Here is a 23,556-nt window from a genome sequence, read left to right as displayed (position 1 = left end):
GGACTTTAGTCCGTGGATAGCTCCAAGCAGGTGAGTTTTTGTTACGCAAATAAGAGTTTCTCATTTTTCTTGACAAAGGTACTTAGGTTTTAGAGAATATCTCAATTATTAGATTTAGTTTTTCTCCCAAGTATGAATCTCTGTGAGGGACTTATTGATTTATCCTTTCGGTGAACACAGCCCATCCAGCAGCATGGCCGACGCTTGCCTTTGAGAAGATCTTCACGTAATCTATCGATATGCTCTTTGTGTGTTTCCTGTTTCTGGACTGATGTAACCCAACAAATCCATTCGTTGCGGGCAAGCGGGGTAAGATCATTCCAGGCGTCTTGTATTTCTGAAGATGAAGTTAGTGCTTTTCGCATGTCAGCGGGAACTTCATGGACTACGCCTGTGGCGAGTTCTTTTTTAGGCATGGAATCTGTGTGGTTGATCTTTTATTTATACTTTTTCGATGTAGGGCTACTTGATATAACTCCAATAATAAACTCAAATCTTAATCCTTGTCAATAACAATTTCTCAAAGAAATGCACCCAGATAGGTCCAAGTAACATGGTGCCGGCGATAATTGAAACGGTTAATTCATGACCAAATTGGGTGATAATACCGGAATGTAATCCCACGGCACTTAAGACGAAACTAAATTCGCCAATGTGGGAGAGAAGTGCACCGGAATACAAACTTTCACGCCAGCTGTCTCCCAAGAGTCGAAAGAAGCCAGCGTTGATGAATGTGTTAAGAATGAAAACGATTGCTACTAAGAGCATGATGAGACCCACGTTTTGTTTGAGAAAGTCAATGTTAATAAGCATACCAATAGAAACGAAAAAGAGTGCAACGAACACAATACGAAATGATTCAAGGCTATCTTTGACCCACGGTGTTTCTTTAGCATAGGATACGAGAATTCCTGCGATAAATGCACCAATACCTGCGGAGAGATTAAAGAGGCTACTAATTGTGGCTAGACCAAAACATAATACAAATGCGCCAAAAACTTGGATTTCATGGTTGCCTTTGATATGGGAAGTAAAAGGAAGGCGAATACTACCCTTTGTGAATGTATAATATAAAATGGAAAAGAGGATGGCTGCTCCGATGATTTGGAGTAGGACAGTGGTTGCACTGACTTTATCTTCGCTAAAAAAAGAAAGAATGATCATCATGGGCACAACGGCAATGTCTTGAACAAGTAAGATTGCAAGGAGGTTTTGTCCTAGCTTTGTATCTATTTGTCTCTTGTCTTGTAAAATTTTAATGAGAATGGCAGTACTTCCATTTACTATGACAAAACTCATTAGTACTACTCCTCCAATTGGCCAGCCTAACCAGAGCCCTACCATAAACATGGCGGCGAAACTTAGGATCCCTTGCACTAAAATCCCAAAAATGGCAATACGCCATTTGGCGATGAGTTTTGGCAGTGAGATTTCCATGCCAATGAAAAACAAAAGCATGACGACACCAATATTTCCTAGACTGCTAATCATATCTTTATTTCCAAAGAAGCTAAATACGGATGGTCCAAAGAGAATTCCTGCGAGAATGTATGCAATAGCAACTGGTTGCTTGAAGTAGCTCATAATTAGGCCAACACCTAGTACAACTAGTGAACCTATTACAAAATAGATCAGGAGGGGATCAGCAGCTATCATCTCTTTTTTCTCTCTTTTTAAAAATTGAAAGTTAAGATGTGATATTTAAGAGTTTGGATTTAGTTCTCTATTTTGCGATTCAATTCACTTTTCTTCAAGGATAATTCCCACGGGACAATGGTCTGAGCCGGTTATTTTTGGCAAAATAAATGAGTCCTGAATGCGTTTACGTAGTGAAGGTGAGATTAAAAAGTAGTCAATACGCCAACCAATGTTGCGTTCGCGTAAACCGTTCCAGGCGCCCCAGTAGGTGTAATGGTTGCCTTCTTTGTGGAATTCGCGAAATGAATCGATAAAGCCTGCGTTGATGAAATTATTCATGCCATCAATTTCTATTTGAGTAAAGCCCGCAGTTTTGTTATAGTTACTTTTAGGGTTGGCAAGATCGATTTCTTTGTGCGCAACATTAAGATCGCCGCAGATGATAACTGGTTTAGTTTTCTCAAGCTGTTTAAGGTAGTGGAGGAAATCTTTGTCCCATTCGCTGCGATAGGTAAGACGGGGTAATCCACGACCGGAGTTTGGGACGTAGACATTGACTAGATAGAATGTATCAAATTCGACCGTTATCACTCGACCTTCTTGATCGTGTTCTTTTATGTTGATTCCATAGGTAACGCTTTTTGGTTTAATTTTACTAAAGATGGCTGTACCTGCATAGCCTGGACGTACTGACGAATTCCAAAAGTGATGTTCATACTCTTTGAGAATAAGGTCAACTTGATCGGGATGAGCTTTGGTTTCTTGGATGCAAAATATATCTGGTTTTACGTCGTGCCAGATTGGATCGAGACATTTTTTTTTAAGACAGGCTCGAATGCCATTGACGTTCCACGATATTATTTTCATGATGATACGTGAGGGGGGCGATTATTTAATCGTTTTGTTACATAATTAGTCACTTGATAGTGACAATTTAACAAAAAGTTTATAAACTAGGCCTCATTCTTGATGTTATTACTAAATGAGGGTGATTAAAAATGAAACAATACGCATTACCAATTATGGTGGCTGGAACTCTAGCTATGCCTGCTCAAGCAGCAGAACCAACTCCTCGAAGTGATCGCTTCGAACTTGCGCAATATGCCCGCGATAATGGAAATAAAGAACCTGTTGCATTGTTACAAGGCACTGCTCTTCAAGGATATCATGTAGTCTTGCCAAACTTTGCAGATATGGGTAACGTAGGCTTACGCTATGTTCCTGCAGTAGGAGCAGAAGGAGAAAAAGCAGGTTTTAGACCATTTGATTACTTTATCTTATCTGTTAATGACAAAGGGATTTTAACAACTTGTCAAGATCGAGGTATTGATGGATTTGCTAATCCTATGCCTGGCGATATGATTGGAACTGCTTCTTATATGATTCACGCAGCACCTGAAGTGAAGAATTTTAGCTTTGATACTCGCGAGGGTGAACGAGCTGTTATGCTTTGTGGTGATCTTGTGCGAGTTGTTGCAGAAGAATTACGAAAAAATCAAGAGCCTAAGAACATCGTTGGTGAACAAACACCTGATCAGGTTACTCGTCTTTAAATCTTTTTATTTTTTTATAGTTCTTTTTGCGCCGCCAGTTTTATATGGTGTAAATTCTGTTTTTGCTTTCTGATTTTTACGAGGATCATAACCTAATGGTTCTGGTTCTAACTCATCATAACCACATTGTCTACAACGTAGAAATCCAACGTCATATACTTCAACTTGGGGGGATCCACATTTTGGACAGAGGCGTGGTTTCATTTTTAGTAGTCTTGTGGGCAGGTGTAGCAACGTCCTTTCGTGGTTAGGTATGATTTGCAGCAGCTGGTTATCGCTTTATCTGAAATAGGTTTAATAGTGATATCTACAATATCTAAAAATAGCTCGTCCATCTCCTCTTTTGTTAACATCTACCAAGTGAAAGGGAGGGGGGGTTTAAATTTGTTTTGGGGCTGAATGAGATAAGTCTGATGTAATGTTAGTCCACTTCTTTTGTCTGTTTTTTGAATTTCATTTGGCGTTTCTTTTTGTTGTATGACAACACGTAGTTATGCACACTGTCGCGCACACTACGAATAAAAAGCATCATGGGGCTATTGGTGTTAAAGAGGTGTGGATTTTCTTCACGAGGCAGATAAATCTCTTCTTCTCTTTTTGCTAGACCAAAGAGGGGAATTTGGAGTCCTAATTCTTCAAGTGCTTTGCAGGCCATGCCTAATTGTCCTTTTCCTCCATCAATAATGATTAAGTCCGGAAATGGCTTAGATTCATCACGCAGGCGTTTGTAGCGGCGTTGTATAACTTCATACATGGCAGCAAAATCATCTTGTCGACCTTGCACGGTTTGGATTTCGAAACGTCGGTATTCTGATTTGTTTGGTTTACCGTTGACCCATTGGGTCATGCCGGCAACTACATGCTCTCGCCCTAGATTGGAGATATCAAAGCATTCGATTACTAATGGGAGATGAGGAAGGCAGAGTTTTTCCTGAATTTCTTTAAGAGTCGCGTTTTCAAGCCCATATTGAGCATTTTTTTCCGCAAGCATGAGCAATTCTTTTTTCTCTCCGCGTTGAGGATACGTAATTTTAACTGTGCTTCCTTTTATTTTGGAGAGATATAATTCTATAGTCTCTCGTTCTGGTTCGTTTTGCCAAAAGACAGTATTGACCACAAGTTCATGGGGAGGGGGATTTTGAGAGTAATAGAGTGTAATAAACTCTTCGAAGAGGTCTTCTTGTGTTTCAAATCGAAAATTCTTTTTACCTGAAATCACTCCACGCACTACTGAAAAAATTTCAATACTAGACCGATTTTCTTGAGTGGTGTAGACAATAAAGTCCTGGTCGATGTTTTTGATAAGATCTACTTTTTGTTTTTGCGTGAGATGAAGCAATGCGTCTTTTTGTCGACGTTTCTCTAATGCTACTTCGTACTTCTTCTCTTGTGAAGCTTCTTTCATTTCCTGTTCTAATTTTTCTACACTTTGACTGATATCTCCTTTGAGAAATTTGGTAGCATCATTGACCTGTTCTTGATACTGTTCTTTGTTGACGTTAAGGATGCATGGTGCAGTGCACAAATTTAAGTGATAGTTAAGGCAGGCGCGTTTAGGCATGGTACGGCAAACCCGTAATTTGAAAAGTTTTTGTGCAAGATCAAAGACTTCCCGACGGGCACTGCCATCTGTATACGGTCCAAATAATTTCCCTTTGGCATTGTTATTGCGAGTGGTGGTAAGACGAGGGTAGGGCTCTTGAGTTAACGTGATGTATGCATAGGTTTTAGAGTCTTTGAGATTGATATTATATTTTGGGCTGTGTTTTTTGATGAGGCGATTTTCGAGCAGGAGGGCTTCCACTTCATTATCTACAATAATTACTTCAATGTTTTCGATTTGTCGTACTAATACTTGTGTTTTGATAGCGTGTCGTTCTGGATTTTGGAAATATTGCGAGACCCGTTTGCGTAAATTCTTTGCTTTACCAATATAAATAATTTTATTGTCTTTATCTTTGAATTGGTAGACACCAGGGTCTTGTGGAAGAGTGTTAAGAGGAATCATGGTTGATGTTGTGTTCTGAAACGGGGATATTTAATCTGTGTCTTATAGTTTTAACTCTAAGAAATGATTGCTACACATAAATTTATGCGTTGCCTTGTGGCTGTTTAGATGTCCATTTGTGGTTTGGATTTGAATCATTTAAATCTGGTTTATCAAAACGGTACAGGGGAGTCTGATCATGCTTCATAGAAATGGCAGAAAGGGAATTAGTTATAAATTTTAGGGTAAATTGGCTTTCAGGATATTTTTTGAAATTTAATGTTTTCGGGTTTTGATTAAATTCTAATTTGGAATCTAATTTAAAAAAGTCATTTGCTCAGAGGTTAATGGGATAGTTGCTACTAAATCATCTAATGGTTGAGTGGGTGGTAATGTAAGGTCTGCTGAATTTAATGAGAGAGTAGGAGTATTTTCTTTCTGGATGTGTTCTGGTTGACTTGATTGATAGGGCATTTGCAAGAAAGCATGAAGTGTTGTAAGCGTGGTGTTTTCAATGACTAAGAGTCCTGGTCGTTTTACAGGATCAGGATGAAGCGCTTGCGTGAGTACGCTGAACTGGTCTCGCAACGCTTGCGCTGCGTGAGCTGAGAGCGCATTTTGTTGGATATATTGTTCGGCAGCGGCATTCATCACTTTGTTAATACCTACAAAATCATTTCCAATATAGAACAACGCTTTCGCTTTATCAAGAAATGGCAGTTGGGAAAATTTTCCTCCATGTTCTTGTGCAAGGGCATCGTAAAATAATTGATCTGTGATGAGCTCATATCCTACTAATCCTGCTTTAAATTGTAATATTGGTTCTCCTGGTTCTTCTTGTTGGGCTAATTCTTTTGGGCTGCTATATTCTATTGTGCCATAAGAATGGGAATCGAGTGCTTTTAGAGCAAGATCAGGAATGGAGGGTCGCAGTCGAGAAGAATGAAGAAGTTTAGCAATTCCTAAGTCAATAACTCTACCTCTTCCTAAACCTGCTGTGTTAGAGGAAGTATACATAATATTTGAGGGTTTGTAATCTGCATTAATAATTCCTAATTCCTGAGCGAGAAGGCGTTGTCCCACAAGACTGTCGTAAAATGCTTTAAGTATGTCTGAGATCTCAAGAGAGGGTGTTGTTATTGTTCTATTATCCAAATTTTCTCCAGCAATATATTCCATTTTTATTGCTACGTTGGTTACGGGGTGACCTTGCGAAGAGTCTTTAACGTAGGCTACGTCTGATATTTCCGGAAAACAATCGCTAATACTATGCGCTGCTCTGGTAATACGCGCTTCAGCGATGGCGAGTGCTTGATAGAATTGCTCGTTTCGTGCAAGAAATTGAGGTTGAGTTACTTTGAGCGCGTATGGTGTTCCATTTTCTTCAATACGATATACTTCTCCCATTCCTCCTCTTCCAAGTAATTGGTTGTGTAAGATTCTTTGTCCAAAGACAGGGTGAGTAAACCGATAGCCATCAGGTTCTAGAGCAGGTGTGTATGTCATTATAATTATGTTAGAACTAGCACCTACTCACTTAATCTCATCTTTCTCCGTGGGGGGGAATTAACTTGGTGAAGTGAGTGTGGATGTAAAAGAACAGAAGAGGTATAGTTGCTTTATTTTGATGATTATTGTTTCTTTGTGATTATTCTCATAATCTTCGCAATGGCAGTTCTCCTTCGAAAAGTATTAAATCCTCTAAAAGTACTTGTGTGGCATCTTGCAACTGTGATAAGGAAGGTCGTTTTCTTGCGTGGTATTCTATACTTTGATGGAGAACTTTAAACAGGTCTTTTATATCTTGATATGGTGTTGATTTTCCCATTCTCGTTTCTAGATTTGATGTTACTTGGTCTTGACCGTCATCTAACGCTGTATGCAGAACTCCACGTTGGATAGCTGTATGCATGATGGACATCATAATTATATGATTTTTCATCCGAAAATCTAGTATTCCCATTTTTTGGGCAGCTTCGTTATAGAGTGATTTTGCTGTGAGAAGTTCATATCCCACTAGTCCAGCTTTAAATGTCGCAATGGGTACAAGAAGTTCTTCACGCTTAGGATTTTTACCTCTTAACTCTTCTGGAGAAGTGTATTCCATAGTTCCGCCGGAATGGGCATCTAAAATATCAATTATATGTTGAGGTACACTATATCGTAAAGGTGACCATTCTAAAAGTTTTGTCACTCCTAAATCTAGCAATACTGCTTTACCAAGCCCTGGTTTTTCTTTTGTTTCGTAGACTACATTACCTGGCTTATAATCTGGGTGAACTATTCCAATCTCTCTGATGAGTGCTTGTTGGCATTGAAGGGTATCATAAAATACTTTGAGTAAATCTCTTATATCTGGTGGTGATTTCTGATCTTGAAGCAATTGATCTACATTCGTTCCTCCAATTAAATCCATTCTGATGGCAACATTTCTTAAATGTCTTTTTGAGTTTGGAGCATAATCCGGAATAGAATCGTACTCATATACTTTGGGTAATGCATCACTTACTTGCCCTGCAGCATAGGCAATACGTGCTTCGGCGAGCGCTAAAGATTGGAAATGATCTGGGTTTGTTTCAAGTAGATCCGGTCGAACTACTTTTACAGCGAATCCTTGTCGGTCTTTTACAATACGATATACTTCTCCCATTCCTCCTCTTCCAAGTAGAGCCTCTTGTGAGATCATCTCTCCAAAGACAGGTTGTTTAAATCGGTACGGCGTTATTGGTGTTTTATCAAGGTCAAGCATGAGGAGATAGAATTAGCTGTTTTTTATAAATTTATTACTTAAAAGTGACTAATTTTGTCTTTTAGGTGTGTGTAAGGTGGTGGACTTATAGCTCGACTTACAATGCTACAACCTACCTTTTTAACAAAATTTCAATTCATCAAAACAATAATTAAAAAAAGAGAGAAAAAAAGAACAATCTTATTCTTCAAAGAGGGTATTTACATCAGGCGCATTTTGCGTCCCTGCTTGCGCTTCAAAACTTTGTTTAGTTTCAAATCCGCCCCAGCTTGCCATAATTGAAGTTGGGAAGCGACGTACTTTAATATTAAATTCTTTGACAGCTTTGTTAAAGAGGTCACGTTCTACTTTAACACGATTTTCCGTTCCTGCTAATTCATCTTGAAGCGAAAGATAATTCTCATTGGCTTTAAGATCAGGATAGTTTTCTGCAACTACTAAAAGACGTGACAACGCGCTATCCATTTGTTGACCTGCTGCTGCGAGATCTTGAGGAGTTGTTGCTTTACCAATAGATGCCCGAGCTTGGGTAATTTCGGTAAGCACTTCACCCTCATAATTTGTATATTGTTGTACTGTTGCTACTAAATTGGGGATAAGATCCGCACGTCGCTGATAGGCTGTTTGTACGTTTGCCCATTTTTCGTTTACAGTTTCATCAGCACTGACGAGTCCGTTGTAACTAATCATTGCCCAAAATGCAACGAGTACAATGAAGATGCCAACGCCGATAAGTATTTTATGGCTTGTTTTTAATGTCATGGTTTCCTCCTATTTTTTCTTATTTTGATTCCTGTTTATTGTTCATTTTGTAGGACCTATCCTTTTTTGAATTTAGCATTAGCAATTTCTGCTAATTTAGGAATTTCATCGTGATCTAACCACATTCCGCCGCATTTAGTACAAATATCTAAGATGACGTTGTCTCTTTTTATTTTTTTCATGCCAACGCTACAACGTGGGCACATGAATGTTTTTTCAGTGATCATGATATTAACCTCCGTTTTGTTACTTATTCTAACTAATTTACCAGCTTCCTCCGCCGCCGCCCCCGCCGAATCCTCCTCCTCCGAATCCACCAAAGCCGCCACTTCCTCCGCGTCGGCCTCCTAGTAATACTGCGCCTAGTGCCGCGTTAAAGTAATCATTGTCTTTCCATTTACGAGGAGCATGATTACGCCATACCATTTTTATTGTAATGAAAATACCCACGATGATGAAAAGAAATCCGAAGACAATAAATTTACCAATGCGTTCTGCAGCAAGGTATTCTGGTGTCGGTTCTGGTTCTGGGCCACTTTCAAGATACACCTCTACTTGATCCATGGCATTAAGTACTCCTTTGCCATATTCCCCAGCACGAAACGCTTCTATTAAATTATCTCGTCCTATTCTGCCGACTCGTGCATCATTTAGGATAGGCTCTAACCCACGTCCCACTTCAAAACGATACTTTCGATCTTCTACAGCAATAAGTAAGAGAAGACCGTTATTTTTTTCTGTGTCACCAAGATGGCCCTGTGCTACTTCGAGAGAATAGCTTTCAATATCGCGACCTTCAAGAGAATTGATCGTTACGATGGCAATTTGAGCTGAACCTTGTTGATTAATTGCATCTAATTTGGTATAGAGTTGCTGCTCTTCGTCTTCACTAAAGATACCGGCATAATCATTCACATATGTTTTAATTTCAACAAGTGCTTGTAAAGAGTTTGCAAGAAGCAATAGGAACAAAATACAGACCAATTGCGTATGCTGTTTTTTCATGAGTGTATTGGTGAATATGTTTGAGTTTAAAAAGTGTAATGGTCTTCTTCTTCTTCTCTACCTTCGATTTCGTTATTGTTCTTACTATTATTATTATTATTATTAGATTCTTTTTTAACAAATTTTTGTAATGCAGGGATATAGTAAAATATGTTTCCATCAGCAAAACTTACTTGATATGTAACTATGTCTACACTGGCTGCGGCTAGTACCTGCACGTTGACAGCCAATTCACGTAAATCAAGCTGTGTTTTTTGTTGGCCGAACTCTTCTTTGATTTGTTCACGTTTCTCTTTATTTTTCTCTATCAATTCAGCAAGCTTTTTCTTTAAATCCCGAGCTTTATCTTCCCATGTTTTTTTTGTTGTAAAAGATGATGCTTCCACACTTTTTCGTTTCGCGTCGTCAATTTTATTCATTAAGTCTTGTTCTTTGCGTTGGAGATCTTTGTAGAGGTCTTCGCTATGTTGGGTTTGAATATCTTTAAGATTCTCAAACGACTCATAATGTTTTTCTTGAGCTTGTGCTAACTCTTTTTCTAATATCTTTGGTAGTAATTGGATACTTTTTTCTAGAGCAGCACGCAGACTCAATTCTTTCTTTGAAACACTCATTTCTGCTTTTTCAAAGCCTTCGGCTCGTAGATGCCAGTGTGGTCCAATTAAAAGTGGGAGAATAATTCGATTCTTTTCTTGGGCAGTTTTAATGGTAACTTCGTAGAGGATGTAGGTCGCGTTTTCTTGCAGATCCTCCATTTTATATTTCATGGAAGCCGGTTTTCCCGTGTCAGGCAAATGATTGTTTGCATCAAGTAAATCTTGTTTTTTACTAGGGATGGTGATTGATGTGAATGCATGCGTTTGGGCGTATTGCACAACCATGCTTTCAAAGAGGAATGTACCCTTAGCAACGAGAGAGATATTTTTCTTTTGGGAAATGTTTTGATCTAGTGTGCAGATAAGTGTTGGTGTTGCGTAAAGGCGTTGATGTTGTTTATCGAGCTTGATGGTGTAGACTCTATTTTTGAGATTGTATTCTAGTTTTTTCTCTTTCAAGTAGGTTTCAAAAAAGATGCTGATTAATTCTGGATCCATGTTGTTTCACGATGTTTTTTAGTTGTGTTATTGATTGTTAATGTTATTTTGTAGCATCTTTCAGACTTATTGATATTTTTTTGCTGTATCGTTCCAGCCCCGTAGGTTCTCAATAAAGCAACGACTTTATTGGAACCCCAGAACGATCGTTGTCGTTCTCGTGGGGTCTTCCCCCGGAACTTCTTTGATGTTTATCTCCTCAAGCTTCACTTTTGTGATGCTACAAAATGTTATTTCGAACTATTTTGTTTTGGTGTCAAATATCTCTTGGTCGAATTGCTTTATTTCTTCTACACGTTTGGCGGCGTGGGTGAAATCTTCAATAATATCTTCTTTCTCAGTCATTACTGCGTCAAAGATAGAAGCTTCTACGCTGCCTTTGGTTTTAAGCTCGCTAAGGACTGTATCCATCTCTCCAATACTTAGGGTGAAGAGGTTAATTTTTTCATAGAGACGGTTAAGGATGTAGGCTTCAACAGTATTCATAATCGCAAGGTTGTGGATGATAACGTCTTTTTCTTGTCCGATACGATGGATGCGACCAATACGTTGTTCAACCCGCATGGGATTCCAAGGCAAGTCATAGTTGATTAAGACATGGGCAAATTGTAAATTACGACCTTCAGAACCTGCGTCAGTACAAATGAGGATTTGTTTATCGGACTTGAATTGGTTGATGGCGACTTCTTTTTCTTGTGGATTCATCTTTCCATTAAAGACAACGGTGCTAAATCCAGCAAGTTTAAGTTCCATTTCTAACATTTTTTGAGTATGGATAAATGTGGTAAAAATAATTGCTTTTTCATCTTTGGTTTTATTGAGTAGTTTGATGAGATAATCACATTTTCGATCTCCTTGAATACGTTGAGCTTTGAATAAAATTGCTTCAAGAACACGAATTTTCTTTTCGTCTTCAAGTGTCTCTTTATAGCGTTGTAATGCGGCAATGCCGGTTTTAAGTGAGCTGGTGATTTGACGCGTAAGCATGATCAAGGCGAAGGTTAAGAGGCCCTTTTGACGATAGCGTACTGCCATTTGTTTGAGTTCTTCTTCACTAAGCAAGGCTTGATCTTCGGTATCTTGTTCTTCATCAAGATCTTTATGTTTTTCAAATTGTTTAATTTCATCGTATTGGGTTTTGATGAAACTGAGCACTTGGTTGTAGAAATCCATCTCTTCTTTGGAAAATTCTAATAAATGAGTTTTGACAATCCTTTCAGCAAATTTGATCCCGGTGTCTCGACGTAAGTTACGTACCATAATTTTACTCAATTTATCTTGCAGGACGTCTTTATTTTTGATTTTAAGACCTTCTTTATCGGTTACGAATTCTTCACTAAATTTAGCTTTGGTTCCAACAAATCCGGGGTGAAGCAGATCTAGAACTGCCCATAATTCAAAGATATTGTTTTGCAATGGTGTTGCGGTGAGCATAAAACAGCGTTCTTTTTTGATATTTTTAACGAGTTTATAGTTGAGGGTTGCACTATTTTTGAGTTTGTGCGCTTCGTCAATGACAAGCAAGTCCCAGACAATATTTTCTACTTTTGGTGCATGCCGTGGTGTTTTTGCTGTATCGATGGAGGCGATAACTAGATCATAATCTTCATAAATGTCTGGTGTGTTGGCAATTTCAAAATGTTCACCAAATTTTGATCTCATTTCTTCTTGCCATTGGAATTTGAGTGTGGCAGGAGTAAGGATGAGTACTTTCTTGACGAGTTTACGGGAGAGAAGTTCTTTTATGATCATGCCTGCTTCAATGGTCTTTCCTAATCCCACTTCATCAGCTAAGAGAGCTCGATAGGAAAAATTGTTAAGAACGTGCAGGGCGGTGCGTGTCTGGTGTGGGAGGAGCTTAATTTTGTCTTGGTAGAGAGGAAGAGCTAGAAGTTTGTCAGATGCTTCAAGCGCAGAGAGCTGGTGGGCGATGACGCAGAGTTTAAATTGGTCAATGCTCACAATCTGCTCTCTAGGCAGTGTTCCTTGCGGAATTGTTGGTTGTTGTAAATGAAACTGTACCATAGAAAACTATCAACTCATCTAAAAGAAGTATGTTTATAGTTGTGAGAGAAGTATATAAATCTTTCTTGGAATTTGTGTTTGTCGAGGTTTTTGTTTTTCTAAAAATTTAAATAGGTTCAAAATACTATTTTTACTAGTTATGAGGTGAATATAATGGCTTTAGATGAGGCATCAATGGCTGGTGCGATGGTTGGTTTGTTAATGACGTTTGGGTTGTTTATCTTTATCTTAGTTATTGCATTGTATGTTTACACATCCCTTGCTATAATGAAGATTGCTCAACGTTTGAAGGTGAAAAACCCTTGGTTAGCATGGATTCCTATTGCTAATTTGTATTTATTAACGCAGTGTGCTCAAGTACCTTGGTGGACAATGTTAGTGATCTTGGTTTCTTGGGTTCCTTTAATTGGTGGTCTAGCTGTTGCTGCCGTGAGTGTATGGTGGTGGTGGAAAATTGCTGAACGCCGTGGCAAAGAAGGCTGGTGGGGCGTATTGATGCTCATTCCTATCGTGAATTTCGTGATTATGGGAATTCTTGCTTGGGGAAAAAAGTAGATTTTTGATTTTGATTTTATTTTTTTGTTTTTGTATTTTATTCTTTTGCTGACTGGTTTGAGAAAGGAATTGTGAAAGAACATTAACATTTTGTATTATAATATTCTTTCCCATACAATTCAAAGATGGCTGGTGTGCTAATCACAAGAGGCTTAGCGTTTTCTAAATCAAGTAAAGCTAAAATCTTCTTCACCGAGACCTTCGTATCTCCTGTATCTATCTCTAAAAATGGTGGAATGCTGGGGAAAGTGTCAATATCAAAGTCCACGCCGTTGTATTCATACGATGTACGGTGAGAAATAATTTTAGCAACTTGTTTAAGCCCGAGTCTTTTGAGTAATTCAAGTGCTTCTTCTTTACGACTTACTTTGATTTTAACAGATTCTTTCTTGCCATTCTTTGGATTTTGTTCAAAACTTAGTTTAATTGTTCCCTCATCAGTGAGACGTATTTCTTGTTGATTTCTTCTCAAGCGGTGATCAGGATAGTCAAAGGAGTAGAATGTTCGTGTGTCGTCAAAAACTTTGGTAGCACCTAGTTTAGAAAGGAGTAGATGGAGCTTTTTAGGATTGACATCAAGAATTTTAATTTCAGATTCGGTGTAGGAAGGCATAGATGAATAAAATGCTTTTATCTTTTAAATCTTGTTTTTGAGAAATACTGCTATATGCCAAGAAAGAAAAATAAAATTAATAGTAAACGTAGCTCTCTCTCTCTCTCTCATTACACAAAAGGAATATTGCCTAATTCTCCCATTGTTGTTTTTATTTGATCTAAAATATGTTGATATGGTTCTAGACGTCTTGCGGAACATAGTGACATTAACGTACCTTTATGACTAAAAGTGGTATTAGCTACAATGTTCGTCGTCTCCCAAGATGCAGAATAAACGCCACCTTCACTGAGATTAAAACTTAATCTTCTTCTCCTTTCTCTGAGTTTTGTGACTAGTTCTTCAATATCGTTTGCAGTATAAACGTACGGAGGATTTCTTGTTTCTCCTTCTTGTTTTCTCTCTTTTCTCACCATTAATGTTAATTCTTCAATATCTGGTAATCTACCTCTTAAAACGTAATTCTTATTGGTGATGGCAATACCATCTATTGAAGTAATTTTACAATAGTTTGTTCGTTCTTCTTTTTGCTCTTCTCTATAAATTCCGATGATATAATGGATCATATTCGTATTACTTTTTTGATTTTTAGAAGGTAATTATAAAATTAATGTGTTTTTATGATTTAAATCGTCTTCTTGCGATTGTGGTTCTAGGTGATCTTGATGTTGAGCTTCGTTGGCGAGGTTGTTCTTTTCGGCTTGATAAGCGACGTTGAGGAGTAGAACGATCTTCTTGTTTTCCTGCAAAAACTAGCTCTTTTTCTTCATCAGTCATTTGGTAATACTGCCCAGGCTTGAGATGACCTAGTTTTAATCGACCAATTTGAATTCGGATAAGCACTTTGACCATGTGTTCAAATGATTCCATCATTTTACGTACGATTCTGTTACGCCCTTCATGGATGGTGAGTTCGATTTCTGTAAGAGAGAGTCGTTTAACTTTTGCTTCTGATGTCATACGATCTTCGATCATGATGCCTTTGCGTAACATCATAATCTCTTCGTTAGAGATTGATCTTTCTGTTTTGACATAATAGGTTTTCTCGATTTCATAGCGTGGATGCATAATACGATTGGCAAAGTCGCCATCGTTAGTCAGAATGATTAGTCCTCCCGTAAATTTATCGAGTCGTCCTACCGGATAAATGCGTTGAGGGATGTCAATAAGTTTTGTAATAATGCGTTCTTCATGAGGGTCTTCTGTTGTGGTTACATACCCAAATGGTTTGTTAAGCATGATATAGACTTTACGTTCAGAATGGATCGGTTTTCCATCAATTGTGATGCGATCAAATGATTTTGCTTTATCGCCTAACTTAATTGGTTTGTCATTGACTTGCACGCGTCCTTGTTCGATAAGCTCTTCAGCTTTACGGCGCGCACAGTAGCCGGAGTTGGCAATGATTTTCTGCACGCGTTCAAGTTCATCCATGGGGGTAAGAAAATAGGTTGTTCTTTATGTATCTTTGGGGATTTTAACTAGATATTTTCCATTTGTTGACTATTTCCAAGAGGGGACTATCTGCTTTTTTAATAGTGAGAAATCCTGCAACTTGATGGATAGTTGTGGCGTTGTACATGGCGTGTGGATCTCCAAAATAGGTCCCATCTTGAGCAAAACCACAAGTATATGATACATTTGGTGAAGAACTATGACTGCCGTTCACATTTCTTGTAAATACTTCTGGTTTTTGACCAACATCCCATGCTTTCACTATTGTTCCATTTCTCGCTGTTAACTCTTCAAGGGATCCCGCATAAGGGATCGTTAATCCATCATCACGAATCGCAAAGAGAGGAAAGTAGCCTTCAATAACACCATTTTTAGAACGAGGAAAAACTCTTTGCGGTTTATCCTCATGTTGATATTGTTCAGGAACTTCAATTGATCTTTCTTGGTAGAGACCGGTATCTCCTGTTCCGTCGCCTGGTGCAAAGATAATTGCCACTAATTCTGCATGTTGGGTTCCATTATATCGTACTTGAATGGTTGTTCGTGCTGTGTTTGGTTTCTCTGGAGTTGGAGTAAAAGGCGAAACTTGGCCGAATTGAATCTTATTTTCATGATATGTTTGGTAGCCACGTAGTACTGATTCTAACTGCGGAAGAAGATGGGGAAGGGTAATAAGATCCATAAATTGTTTTTTCTCTGCTTTTTTATAAGAATTCTCTATTTTTTTTGGGACACATACACCAACATGTGCTCTCGAAAGAAGTTCATAGCTTTAGGTAGCTTATTCTGTCCATCAATACTTTTCTTGTAGGCTTTACGCAGATGGTTGGCTTCTTCTTGGGAAATACCGCTGGTGAGAGTGTAATTAATCTTGGGTTCGAGAATAGTTCGTTCGTGTTCAATAATTTCTTTGATCCCTACTTCTTCTGGTTTGGTGAAAGCAGGAGTGCCTTTTTGCAGACCAAAGATAGAAGTAAGGATGAGATCGTAAGATAGGGTATTTTTTTTGAGAAATTCTACTGTTTGTATAAATTCCTCTTTTGTCTCCGTGGGAAAGCCAAACATAATATAGAGACCGTTACAGATTCCTACTTCATGAGCATTTTTGATGACTTCGAGTGCTTCGGATACGTTTGTGCCTTTTTTCATAAGATCAAGGATGCGCTGGCTGGCTGATTCCATGCCCCACACTACGATACGTAAGCCGCCATCATGCAACGTTTGCAATGTTGCTTTGTCAAGATCTTTCATTGGCCGTAGTTGGCAGATCCATTGTACATCGTACTTCTTACAAATGGCTGCTAAATCGAGTAAGCGTTTCTTGTGAATCATCTCATCAATAAAGAAGACATATTTCATCTTGTTGAGTTTGATCGTTGCTTCAATGTCTTCCAACGAGAATTCAGTATACTTTTTGTTTTGATGATGACTGCAGAAAGCGCACTGCATATAATAACAGCCAACGGTGGTTTTAAGAGGGAAAACCGGTTGTGGGGTGAAATAGTCATTTAGTGGAAAAGCGGTAAAGTCTAAGGGGAACGCTGGCTTTAATTCGTTGTGATCGATTTCATGTTGTTCAAGGTAGTTGAGAAGTTCTACTTCATTTTGCAAAAAGAGTGTTGCTGCCTCTTTGAGATGTTTGGTGAGGGCGCCACCGCCTACAATCGTTTTGATATTATGTTCTTTGAGTTTTTGGAGAAGAGGTAAGGTGTAAAACGCTTGGCTTGAATATGTAACACTGAATGCGACAGTGGTGGGTTTGTGTTGAAGAATTTCTTCTACCATTTCGTTGAGCAGATCGGGATCTTGCTGCGCGCGGATACGTTTATGATTCTCTGAATATATTGGCGCACTGTCTTTGAGAAATGTGTGGCTTTGTTGGTCATAGTCTTGAAAATGATTTGGAAAAGTTTTGCTATATTGATAGAATTGTGGAAAGCGTTTCTGATGCCAGATAAGATTCAAATCGAGGATTTTGATTGGTTTAGAGGAATTGTGAGTAAGGAAGGAATACAAATAGGCTAACGCATACGGTGGACCGGCAGGAGTGCAAAACGGCGGGTGAATCAGCAAGAGGGTCATAGGCAGTAGTTTTTAGTACTGTTTTAAGAAACTTTTGAGAGAAATCAGAATAAAAAAAAGAATACTATTTAAGGATTCACAATTGTTGCGAATCCACCATAACACATGCGTTTGTGGTCAGCAACAGGATTTTGCATCATGTCTTCTACCATTTTTTTGGTTCTTGGGTCGCTTTGCACTTTCTTATTAATTTGATCACGGTGTGCTTTTGTTTTGTATCCCACTACTGCTGACACTAATACCTCTCCAGATCTAAGAGCAATAACCATAGGAAATGGAACAACACCTTTTGGTTTGAGGTCATCACCAATAAACTCACGATATTCTAATGCGCCATATTCTCTCATCATTTTGCCAAAACGTGTGGAGATTGCGCAATATTTTTTCAAGTTCTTTTTGGGAACTGGCAATACAAATAAATCAATATATCCTTTCATTTTTATCCTCCTTATAGACTTTTTCCATCAAATTTAATGATCGGGATGGTGTCAATATCTATATCATCAAGACAGCGTATATTAATTGCACGCATGGGTTTTTGGTCTGGACCAACGCCGGCACCAAATGACAAAATGCCACAGGTTGTGCAAAAGTAATGATGAATTATTTTCTTGTTGAATTGATAATCTTTGAGATCATCTTTTCCTTTCACGAGTTTGAATTTCTCTTCTGGAATGAAGACCAACAAGCTTCCTCGCTTATTACAAATTGAACAATTGCATGCCATAGCTTGTTTTAATTCCATCTCTGCTTCAAAACGAACTTTTCCACAATGACAGCCACCAGTATATTTCATGATAATACCTCTTTACAAATCAACCAATGTTGTAAATCCACCGACACTCATCCGTTTCATGTCAAATGGCATGGGGTTCCACTTCTCTGGGGACATAGATGGATCTTTCATGACTTTAGCATTAACACTATTACGATGTGCTTTGGACTTATAGACAATAAATGAGAAAATGACGGTCTCATCTGCTTTAGTCTTAGCTAGAGTATAAAATGGTACGCAATTCATCTTTGCAGCGGTTTTCAAGTCGTCGCCGACGCATTCTATATAGCGTAATGCCCCATATTTCATCCAGAGCTTGCCGCCAGCCGCAGCCATTTTTTTGTAGGCAGCTAGCTTGCTTTTCTTTATAGGTATTACAAATCCATCAACGTATGCCATGTTAATCATCTCTTTTTGTTTTTTATCTCATGTAATTTAGCTCCAAGCCACACACTTGGTATTGCTAAAATCACGAGCATAATTGGATACCAATGAGCAGATAAGTCCCACCCAATAATTGTTCCTAGAATAGCAAACACGGTTCCAATACTACCTAAGATTATTGCATGGCGCATGGGTTGAGTAGGTGCTACTCTTGCAGTAATGTAACCTCCTGCAATGGTGTAGATGGTTCGATAAATTAATGCGAGTACTAGCATCCAAGTTGTAAAGAGTCCTGCTTCACTTATCGGTGGAAAGACACCTGCTGTTTCTAAAATCAAATCAGTAAGAACACTTAACACAAAGACGGTGATAAACCCGACAGCGATTGCTCCAATACTTTTCATTGTATGTTTCATGATAGACCTCCTATTGTTTGACTCTTACGATTTCTGTCATCATCTTTGTGCTGACGTAAGCCAGAACATCCACGTCTGGATCATATAATTCAATCATGTCTAGGTCAGTGCGATCAAAGACACGTGCTCCGTGGATTGGTTTGCCTTTTGTAATTGACTCTTTTAGTTTGCTATATGTTGCGGGTTCGAGATAAAAATCAATATCGCCTACCTGCGCTCGATAGGGATCTGGTTTGCGGATATAGAGGTGAGTATAGGTTGTTTGGGGAATGTCTCCTTGGGTAGGGATAATAATTGGCGTATGTAAGCGATAATATTTCTGATTGACATTGTTCGATTCTTCCGTTAGTTCCTTTCGAAATTTTGTTAATAAGTTGTATTCTTCATCGTAATGACAAAATATTCCCATGTTTCCTGCATTCGCAAGATATTTTCCAAATGATTGTTTGCAGAGTTTATGGCTTGCAGTATGAACGTGGTTTACGGCTTGAAGAAGGTCTTCTTTGTTTTTGATTGGACTGAAACGGTAGAGTTTCATTATCGCAGTGAGATTTCGCTTAGACATAGGTGTGAGAGGTTGAAATTATTTATTAAATTACTGCTTAGCTACTTTAATTACTTCTTCAGCATTCCTTTCAAAAACTGTCCTGTATATGACTCTTTCACTTTGGCTACTTCTTCCGGTGTGCCTTGGGCAATAATCACGCCGCCTTTATCGCCGCCTTCTGGACCAAGATCAATGAGATAATCACAGCATTTGATGACGTCGAGGTTGTGTTCGATGACAATCACGGAATTTCCCTTCTCAACAAGACGATTAAGAACGATAATAAGTTTACGCACGTCTTCAAAATGAAGACCGGTCGTTGGTTCATCTAAGATGTATAGTGTTTTGCCTTTCTTGACTTTAGCCAACTCTTTGGTAAGTTTAATCCGTTGGGATTCCCCTCCAGAAAGTGTTGTTGAACTTTGACCTAATTTAATATACCCTAATCCTACATCATAGAGAGTTTGCAATTTACGTTTCATGCCAGAGATGTTTTCAAAAAAAGTGAGTGCTTCTTCAACAGACATGTTAAGTACTTCAGCTATTGATTTTTCTTTGTAGGTAACTCCTAATGTGTCGCGATTGTAGCGTTTGCCTTTACATTCTTCACATTGCACGTACACATCAGGCAGGAAATTCATTTCTATCTTGATGACGCCATCTCCTTCACAGGCTTCACAACGACCACCACGCACGTTAAATGAGAAACGACCTTCTTTATAGCCGCGAGCTCGTGATTCTTTGGTTGCAGCGAAGAGGAGACGAATTTCATCAAAGAGTTTGGTATAGGTTGCGGGGTTAGAACGTGGTGTTTTCCCAATTGGGTCTTGATCAATGACAATAATATCTTGCACGGTTGGTGGAACTACGAGTTTACCATAGGTTCCCACATGGTCGTGCACTTCGCCGAAATGCTTTTTGAGCGCTTGACGTAATGTTTGATTGATGAGTGTTGATTTTCCAGAACCAGAAACACCGGTGATCCCGCATAATACTTCTGTAGGAATAAAGACACTGACATCTTTGAGATTGTTTTCTTTTGCACCAGTCAGTTCAATATAATGGGTTGCTGTTTTACGATTCTCTGGCGTTTCAATTTTCTTAGTACCTATAAGATACTGACCCGTAAGACTGTTGTCATTTGATGCAACTTGTTGTGGTGTGCCTTGCGCAGTGATATAACCACCATGCACGCCGGCACCAGGACCCATATCAATGACATGGTCTGCTTGACGAATGGTGTCTTCATCATGCTCAACAACGATCAAGGTGTTGCCAATATCACGTAGACGATGCAATGTGGTAATGAGTTTATGATTGTCACGTTGATGTAACCCAATTGATGGTTCGTCAAGAATGTAGACTACTCCCATAAGATTGGCGCCAATTTGCGTTGCGAGTCGAATACGTTGCGCTTCACCACCAGAAAGAGTTCTAGCACTACGTGAAAGAGTAAGATACCCTAATCCTACGTTGTTAAGGAAGGTGAGTCGATCAATAACTTCTTTAAGTACTTGTTTTGCGATCGCTTGTTCTTTTGGTGTGAGTGTTTTAGGAATTTGTTGAAAGAATGCAAGACTATGCTCTATGCTTAGATCAGTGACATCAATAATTGATTCTCCTTGTACTTTAACCGCGAGAATATTTTCTTTAAGACGTTTACCACGGCAGGTTTGACAAGGGCGTGAGATCATGAGTCGTTCAATGTGTTCTTTGCGATGGTTTGATTCAGTGGATTTATAGAGGCGCATAGTTTGGGGAATAACGCCTTCCCATCCTTCTTCCATGTTCATCTTAGCGCCGTTACTCCAACGACCTTTGAGAGATTCATCAGTACCATACAGAAGAACTTCGAGTTGTTTTGGTGTAAGTTTTTTGATTGGTGTGAATAGATCAAATTTGTAGGCTTTGGCAACGATTCCTATCTGTTGCGCACGCCATTTTAAGTCGAATTTTCCATAAATAGCAATGGCACCATCCATGATACTAAGTTCTTTGTCAGGGATTACCAGATCAGGATCAAGTTCCATGTGTTCACCTAATCCTAAGCAGGTGGGACAGGCACCAAATGGTGAGTTGAATGAAAACATACGTGGTTCAAGCTGTTCAAAGATAATATCGGTGTGAGTGGGACAGGCACCGAAGGTGGAGTAAATGGTTTCTCCTGCACCACGTTCAAGTTCTTTCTTTTTATTATCTTCAAATTTTTGATCTGGATCAAGGACGATTAGTGTGCCGTTGGCTTTGTGTAATGCTTGTTCAACAGCTTGGCTTAATCGTAGACGGTTTTCATCATTGACGGTGATACGATCTACCACTGCTTCAATCCAATGTTTTTCATAGCGTTCCAGTTTGACTTTTTCTTTGACTTCATCAAGGCGATAAATTGTGCCATTGACACGAACACGAGTGAAGCCGTCTTTACTTAAATCTTCAAAGACTTTTTCGTGCGTGCCTTTAATACCTCGAATGATTGGTGCGAGAATGAAGAGCTGTTTATTGTAATCAGCCATGATCAGATTAACGATCGTTTCGGGAGAGAGAGGTCGTAATGCGGCATTACATTTTGGACAGTGGATGATGCCGATTCTTGCGAATAGAAGTCTGAGATAATCATAAATTTCAGTAACGGTTCCAACAGTGGAACGTGGGTTTTTACTTGTGGTCTTTTGTTCGATAGAAATTGCTGGCGAGAGTCCTTCAATGGAATCCACATCGGGTTTGTTCATCAGGCCGAGAAATTGACGAGCGTAGGCACTCAAGGATTCGACGTATCGTCGTTGCCCTTCAGCGTAGATCGTATCAAACGCTAATGTGGACTTGCCAGAGCCGGAAAGACCAGTGATAACTGTGAATTTGTTTCGAGGTATTTCTAGGGTAATGTTCTTGAGATTGTGCTCTCGAGCTCCGCGAACGATAATCTTATCTAGCATAGTATATGGTTTCGAGTGGGTGTTTTATAAAGGTTGTTGAGGGTTTTTGGGCAGAAAGGTTTAGGAGTGAGCCCCTTTCTTACGTGAGTTTTCTGCAATCAATTTTTCTTCGCTCTTTGTCTTACGTTGAAGTTTTTTGATGTCTTGTTCTGGCGGAAGATTTTCAGGCTGAATGCCACTTTTTCCAAGAAGGCCTCTCACATCTTTGTTATTTTTCACATGTTCTTGAGTAATATGGGGTTCACCATGAAGATTTTCTTTTTGAACATTAAAATTGGTAATCTCAGTGGCAAGGTTCTTTGCCGTAATGGTAATCGTAGGAAGAAAATCTGCGACAGGTCGGTTGTGTGGAACACCTAGCTTTTTCTTCATATCAATCGTAGTTATACCTCCAAAGAGTGCTTGATCACCTTTGCTACGAATACGTGCAAAGCCTTGTTCATCAACGCCTCTTTCGAAGATAAGTTTTGAGAGTTCAGATTCTGACGCAGCTAGTTTCTTTCTTGCGTTAAGACGTTCAATGAGGGCGATTCTTTCTTCAATGAGTTCTTGTTTTCTGGTCTGAATAGCAAAGTAACTCTGTGCGAATGCAATTTGATCTTTCCGCGGATCACCATTTTGAGCGATTAGGTAACAAGCATAGCGAGTGAGCATGAGATCTTCTATATCTCTTGATGCACCTTTACCCATCGGTATCAATTTGCTGACGTCAGCAAAATGATCAGTTATTTTTTGGTCGGAATTTTCACAAGCGATTTTTGCTTTTTCAACAACATTTAGAAAATTTCTCCATTGTTCATATTCGAGAAGTTTTTGCAGGTCACGTGCAAACCAGTACTCAATTCCGTCAACAGTCTGCGATGCTTCTTCAAATGATGTTCTTAGTGAAAAGATTAGTTCTTTTTTCATAGATTGGGCTTACTTTTGGAGTTTATAAAGAGAATTCGCAGGTGACCAGTGTGGGGAGTGCAAGCTGAATTTGA

Annotated in this window: 27 protein-coding genes; 2 read left to right on the top strand and 25 right to left on the bottom strand. The window is 38.9% G+C overall.

Annotation, left to right across the window (positions count from 1 at the left end; translation table 11 throughout):
* Nucleotides 1–101: 101 nt before the first annotated feature.
* From HYV86_03280 to xth, 3 genes are all read right to left on the bottom strand, one after another.
* On the bottom strand, nt 102–416 hold the full coding sequence (locus HYV86_03280) for a YdeI/OmpD-associated family protein (protein MBI2572857.1): 315 nt from the start codon (nt 414–416) through the stop codon (nt 102–104).
* 73 nt (nt 417–489) lie between these two features.
* Entirely contained in the window at nt 490–1,656 is a 1,167-nt protein-coding gene (locus tag HYV86_03275; GenBank protein ID MBI2572856.1) for a cation:proton antiporter, read from the bottom strand.
* 84 nt (nt 1,657–1,740) lie between these two features.
* Complete coding sequence (xth, locus tag HYV86_03270) at nt 1,741–2,505, bottom strand: exodeoxyribonuclease III (protein ID MBI2572855.1); 765 nt, start codon at nt 2,503–2,505, stop codon at nt 1,741–1,743.
* Nucleotides 2,506–2,636: 131 nt separating this feature from the next.
* On the opposite strand from xth, the gene HYV86_03265 reads away from it, so the two are divergent.
* Nucleotides 2,637–3,191 carry a hypothetical protein gene (locus HYV86_03265; GenBank protein MBI2572854.1) on the top strand — a complete coding sequence of 185 codons (555 nt, stop codon included), beginning with the start codon at nt 2,637–2,639 and terminating at the stop codon, nt 3,189–3,191.
* A 6-nt stretch (nt 3,192–3,197) separates the two neighbouring features.
* Here the strand turns inward: HYV86_03265 and HYV86_03260 are convergent, their stop codons facing one another.
* The 10 genes from HYV86_03260 to HYV86_03215 all read right to left on the bottom strand — a co-directional run bounded on the left by HYV86_03260 (nt 3,198) and on the right by HYV86_03215 (nt 12,813).
* Nucleotides 3,198–3,395, bottom strand: a complete 198-nt coding sequence (locus HYV86_03260) for a hypothetical protein (GenBank protein MBI2572853.1) — start codon at nt 3,393–3,395, stop codon at nt 3,198–3,200.
* 2 nt (nt 3,396–3,397) lie between these two features.
* Nucleotides 3,398–3,544, bottom strand: coding sequence for a hypothetical protein (locus HYV86_03255; GenBank protein ID MBI2572852.1), 147 nt, complete (start codon nt 3,542–3,544; stop codon nt 3,398–3,400).
* Nucleotides 3,545–3,612: 68 nt separating this feature from the next.
* Nucleotides 3,613–5,199 (bottom strand): excinuclease ABC subunit UvrC, encoded by a 1,587-nt coding sequence (uvrC, locus tag HYV86_03250; protein ID MBI2572851.1) that lies wholly within the window; start codon nt 5,197–5,199, stop codon nt 3,613–3,615.
* A 294-nt stretch (nt 5,200–5,493) separates the two neighbouring features.
* Nucleotides 5,494–6,684: a hypothetical protein gene (locus HYV86_03245; GenBank protein MBI2572850.1), complete on the bottom strand. Its 1,191-nt coding sequence runs from the start codon at nt 6,682–6,684 to the stop codon at nt 5,494–5,496.
* A 148-nt stretch (nt 6,685–6,832) separates the two neighbouring features.
* Entirely contained in the window at nt 6,833–7,927 is a 1,095-nt protein-coding gene (locus tag HYV86_03240; GenBank protein MBI2572849.1) for a hypothetical protein, read from the bottom strand.
* A 180-nt stretch (nt 7,928–8,107) separates the two neighbouring features.
* Nucleotides 8,108–8,689, bottom strand: a complete 582-nt coding sequence (locus HYV86_03235; protein ID MBI2572848.1) for a LemA family protein — start codon at nt 8,687–8,689, stop codon at nt 8,108–8,110.
* 56 nt (nt 8,690–8,745) lie between these two features.
* Nucleotides 8,746–8,916 (bottom strand): zf-TFIIB domain-containing protein, encoded by a 171-nt coding sequence (locus tag HYV86_03230; GenBank protein MBI2572847.1) that lies wholly within the window; start codon nt 8,914–8,916, stop codon nt 8,746–8,748.
* A gap of 37 nt (nt 8,917–8,953) precedes the next feature.
* Entirely contained in the window at nt 8,954–9,694 is a 741-nt protein-coding gene (locus tag HYV86_03225) for a TPM domain-containing protein (GenBank protein ID MBI2572846.1), read from the bottom strand.
* Between the two features lie 26 nt (nt 9,695–9,720).
* Nucleotides 9,721–10,788, bottom strand: a complete 1,068-nt coding sequence (locus HYV86_03220; protein MBI2572845.1) for a hypothetical protein — start codon at nt 10,786–10,788, stop codon at nt 9,721–9,723.
* Nucleotides 10,789–11,028: 240 nt separating this feature from the next.
* Nucleotides 11,029–12,813: a DEAD/DEAH box helicase family protein gene (locus HYV86_03215; protein MBI2572844.1), complete on the bottom strand. Its 1,785-nt coding sequence runs from the start codon at nt 12,811–12,813 to the stop codon at nt 11,029–11,031.
* Nucleotides 12,814–12,966: 153 nt separating this feature from the next.
* Here HYV86_03215 and HYV86_03210 point away from each other — a divergent pair, with 153 nt between their 5' ends.
* The gene (locus HYV86_03210; GenBank protein ID MBI2572843.1) at nt 12,967–13,368 is read left to right on the top strand and encodes a hypothetical protein; all 402 of its coding nucleotides are present in this window, start codon (nt 12,967–12,969) and stop codon (nt 13,366–13,368) included.
* Nucleotides 13,369–13,450: 82 nt separating this feature from the next.
* On the opposite strand, the gene HYV86_03205 is transcribed toward HYV86_03210, so the two are convergent.
* From HYV86_03205 to dinD, 12 genes are all read right to left on the bottom strand, one after another.
* The gene (locus tag HYV86_03205) at nt 13,451–13,981 is read right to left on the bottom strand and encodes a CYTH domain-containing protein (protein MBI2572842.1); all 531 of its coding nucleotides are present in this window, start codon (nt 13,979–13,981) and stop codon (nt 13,451–13,453) included.
* A gap of 110 nt (nt 13,982–14,091) precedes the next feature.
* Nucleotides 14,092–14,547: a hypothetical protein gene (locus tag HYV86_03200; GenBank protein MBI2572841.1), complete on the bottom strand. Its 456-nt coding sequence runs from the start codon at nt 14,545–14,547 to the stop codon at nt 14,092–14,094.
* A 52-nt stretch (nt 14,548–14,599) separates the two neighbouring features.
* Nucleotides 14,600–15,415, bottom strand: coding sequence for an rRNA pseudouridine synthase (locus HYV86_03195; protein ID MBI2572840.1), 816 nt, complete (start codon nt 15,413–15,415; stop codon nt 14,600–14,602).
* A gap of 43 nt (nt 15,416–15,458) precedes the next feature.
* Nucleotides 15,459–16,118, bottom strand: coding sequence for a hypothetical protein (locus tag HYV86_03190; GenBank protein MBI2572839.1), 660 nt, complete (start codon nt 16,116–16,118; stop codon nt 15,459–15,461).
* 35 nt (nt 16,119–16,153) lie between these two features.
* A complete protein-coding gene (locus tag HYV86_03185) occupies nt 16,154–17,518 on the bottom strand; it encodes a radical SAM protein (GenBank protein MBI2572838.1) in 1,365 nt (454 codons plus the stop codon).
* A 68-nt stretch (nt 17,519–17,586) separates the two neighbouring features.
* Nucleotides 17,587–17,955 carry a DUF1428 domain-containing protein gene (locus HYV86_03180; GenBank protein ID MBI2572837.1) on the bottom strand — a complete coding sequence of 123 codons (369 nt, stop codon included), beginning with the start codon at nt 17,953–17,955 and terminating at the stop codon, nt 17,587–17,589.
* Nucleotides 17,956–17,966: 11 nt separating this feature from the next.
* On the bottom strand, nt 17,967–18,314 hold the full coding sequence (locus HYV86_03175; GenBank protein ID MBI2572836.1) for a GFA family protein: 348 nt from the start codon (nt 18,312–18,314) through the stop codon (nt 17,967–17,969).
* 12 nt (nt 18,315–18,326) lie between these two features.
* Nucleotides 18,327–18,692, bottom strand: a complete 366-nt coding sequence (locus HYV86_03170) for a DUF1428 domain-containing protein (protein ID MBI2572835.1) — start codon at nt 18,690–18,692, stop codon at nt 18,327–18,329.
* A gap of 5 nt (nt 18,693–18,697) precedes the next feature.
* Nucleotides 18,698–19,093 (bottom strand): hypothetical protein, encoded by a 396-nt coding sequence (locus HYV86_03165; protein MBI2572834.1) that lies wholly within the window; start codon nt 19,091–19,093, stop codon nt 18,698–18,700.
* A gap of 10 nt (nt 19,094–19,103) precedes the next feature.
* Entirely contained in the window at nt 19,104–19,658 is a 555-nt protein-coding gene (locus tag HYV86_03160) for a hypothetical protein (GenBank protein MBI2572833.1), read from the bottom strand.
* 50 nt (nt 19,659–19,708) lie between these two features.
* Nucleotides 19,709–22,573 carry an excinuclease ABC subunit UvrA gene (gene uvrA, locus HYV86_03155; protein ID MBI2572832.1) on the bottom strand — a complete coding sequence of 955 codons (2,865 nt, stop codon included), beginning with the start codon at nt 22,571–22,573 and terminating at the stop codon, nt 19,709–19,711.
* 60 nt (nt 22,574–22,633) lie between these two features.
* Nucleotides 22,634–23,482: a DNA damage-inducible protein D gene (gene dinD / locus HYV86_03150; GenBank protein ID MBI2572831.1), complete on the bottom strand. Its 849-nt coding sequence runs from the start codon at nt 23,480–23,482 to the stop codon at nt 22,634–22,636.
* Nucleotides 23,483–23,556: the final 74 nt, after the last annotated feature.

Source organism: Candidatus Woesearchaeota archaeon (genome assembly GCA_016188115.1).
Lineage (GTDB): Archaea > Nanobdellota > Nanobdellia > Woesearchaeales > GW2011-AR9 > JACPIK01.
Note: the sequence above shows the minus strand (reverse complement) of the source record. Positions and strands in the feature narration are given on the sequence as shown.

Bases quoted from the DNA above. Each gene is read 5' to 3' on its own strand.
- HYV86_03175 (MBI2572836.1), bottom strand. From the start codon at position 18,314: ATGAAATATACTGGTGGCTGTCATTGTGGAAAAGTTCGTTTTGAAGCA.
- dinD (MBI2572831.1), bottom strand. From the start codon at position 23,482: ATGAAAAAAGAACTAATCTTTTCACTAAGAACATCATTTGAAGAAGCA.
- HYV86_03170 (MBI2572835.1), bottom strand. From the start codon at position 18,692: ATGGCATACGTTGATGGATTTGTAATACCTATAAAGAAAAGCAAGCTA.
- HYV86_03255 (MBI2572852.1), bottom strand. From the start codon at position 3,544: ATGTTAACAAAAGAGGAGATGGACGAGCTATTTTTAGATATTGTAGAT.
- HYV86_03210 (MBI2572843.1), top strand. From the start codon at position 12,967: ATGGCTTTAGATGAGGCATCAATGGCTGGTGCGATGGTTGGTTTGTTA.
- HYV86_03240 (MBI2572849.1), bottom strand. From the start codon at position 7,927: ATGCTTGACCTTGATAAAACACCAATAACGCCGTACCGATTTAAACAA.
- HYV86_03235 (MBI2572848.1), bottom strand. From the start codon at position 8,689: ATGACATTAAAAACAAGCCATAAAATACTTATCGGCGTTGGCATCTTC.
- uvrC (MBI2572851.1), bottom strand. From the start codon at position 5,199: ATGATTCCTCTTAACACTCTTCCACAAGACCCTGGTGTCTACCAATTC.
- HYV86_03280 (MBI2572857.1), bottom strand. From the start codon at position 416: ATGCCTAAAAAAGAACTCGCCACAGGCGTAGTCCATGAAGTTCCCGCT.
- HYV86_03265 (MBI2572854.1), top strand. From the start codon at position 2,637: ATGAAACAATACGCATTACCAATTATGGTGGCTGGAACTCTAGCTATG.
- HYV86_03230 (MBI2572847.1), bottom strand. From the start codon at position 8,916: ATGATCACTGAAAAAACATTCATGTGCCCACGTTGTAGCGTTGGCATG.
- HYV86_03180 (MBI2572837.1), bottom strand. From the start codon at position 17,955: ATGAAAGGATATATTGATTTATTTGTATTGCCAGTTCCCAAAAAGAAC.
- HYV86_03200 (MBI2572841.1), bottom strand. From the start codon at position 14,547: ATGATCCATTATATCATCGGAATTTATAGAGAAGAGCAAAAAGAAGAA.
- HYV86_03185 (MBI2572838.1), bottom strand. From the start codon at position 17,518: ATGACCCTCTTGCTGATTCACCCGCCGTTTTGCACTCCTGCCGGTCCA.
- HYV86_03160 (MBI2572833.1), bottom strand. From the start codon at position 19,658: ATGTCTAAGCGAAATCTCACTGCGATAATGAAACTCTACCGTTTCAGT.
- HYV86_03220 (MBI2572845.1), bottom strand. From the start codon at position 10,788: ATGGATCCAGAATTAATCAGCATCTTTTTTGAAACCTACTTGAAAGAG.
- HYV86_03215 (MBI2572844.1), bottom strand. From the start codon at position 12,813: ATGGTACAGTTTCATTTACAACAACCAACAATTCCGCAAGGAACACTG.
- HYV86_03260 (MBI2572853.1), bottom strand. From the start codon at position 3,395: ATGAAACCACGCCTCTGTCCAAAATGTGGATCCCCCCAAGTTGAAGTA.
- HYV86_03275 (MBI2572856.1), bottom strand. From the start codon at position 1,656: ATGATAGCTGCTGATCCCCTCCTGATCTATTTTGTAATAGGTTCACTA.
- HYV86_03165 (MBI2572834.1), bottom strand. From the start codon at position 19,093: ATGAAACATACAATGAAAAGTATTGGAGCAATCGCTGTCGGGTTTATC.
- xth (MBI2572855.1), bottom strand. From the start codon at position 2,505: ATGAAAATAATATCGTGGAACGTCAATGGCATTCGAGCCTGTCTTAAA.
- HYV86_03245 (MBI2572850.1), bottom strand. From the start codon at position 6,684: ATGACATACACACCTGCTCTAGAACCTGATGGCTATCGGTTTACTCAC.
- HYV86_03225 (MBI2572846.1), bottom strand. From the start codon at position 9,694: ATGAAAAAACAGCATACGCAATTGGTCTGTATTTTGTTCCTATTGCTT.
- uvrA (MBI2572832.1), bottom strand. From the start codon at position 22,573: ATGCTAGATAAGATTATCGTTCGCGGAGCTCGAGAGCACAATCTCAAG.
- HYV86_03195 (MBI2572840.1), bottom strand. From the start codon at position 15,415: ATGGATGAACTTGAACGCGTGCAGAAAATCATTGCCAACTCCGGCTAC.
- HYV86_03205 (MBI2572842.1), bottom strand. From the start codon at position 13,981: ATGCCTTCCTACACCGAATCTGAAATTAAAATTCTTGATGTCAATCCT.
- HYV86_03190 (MBI2572839.1), bottom strand. From the start codon at position 16,118: ATGGATCTTATTACCCTTCCCCATCTTCTTCCGCAGTTAGAATCAGTA.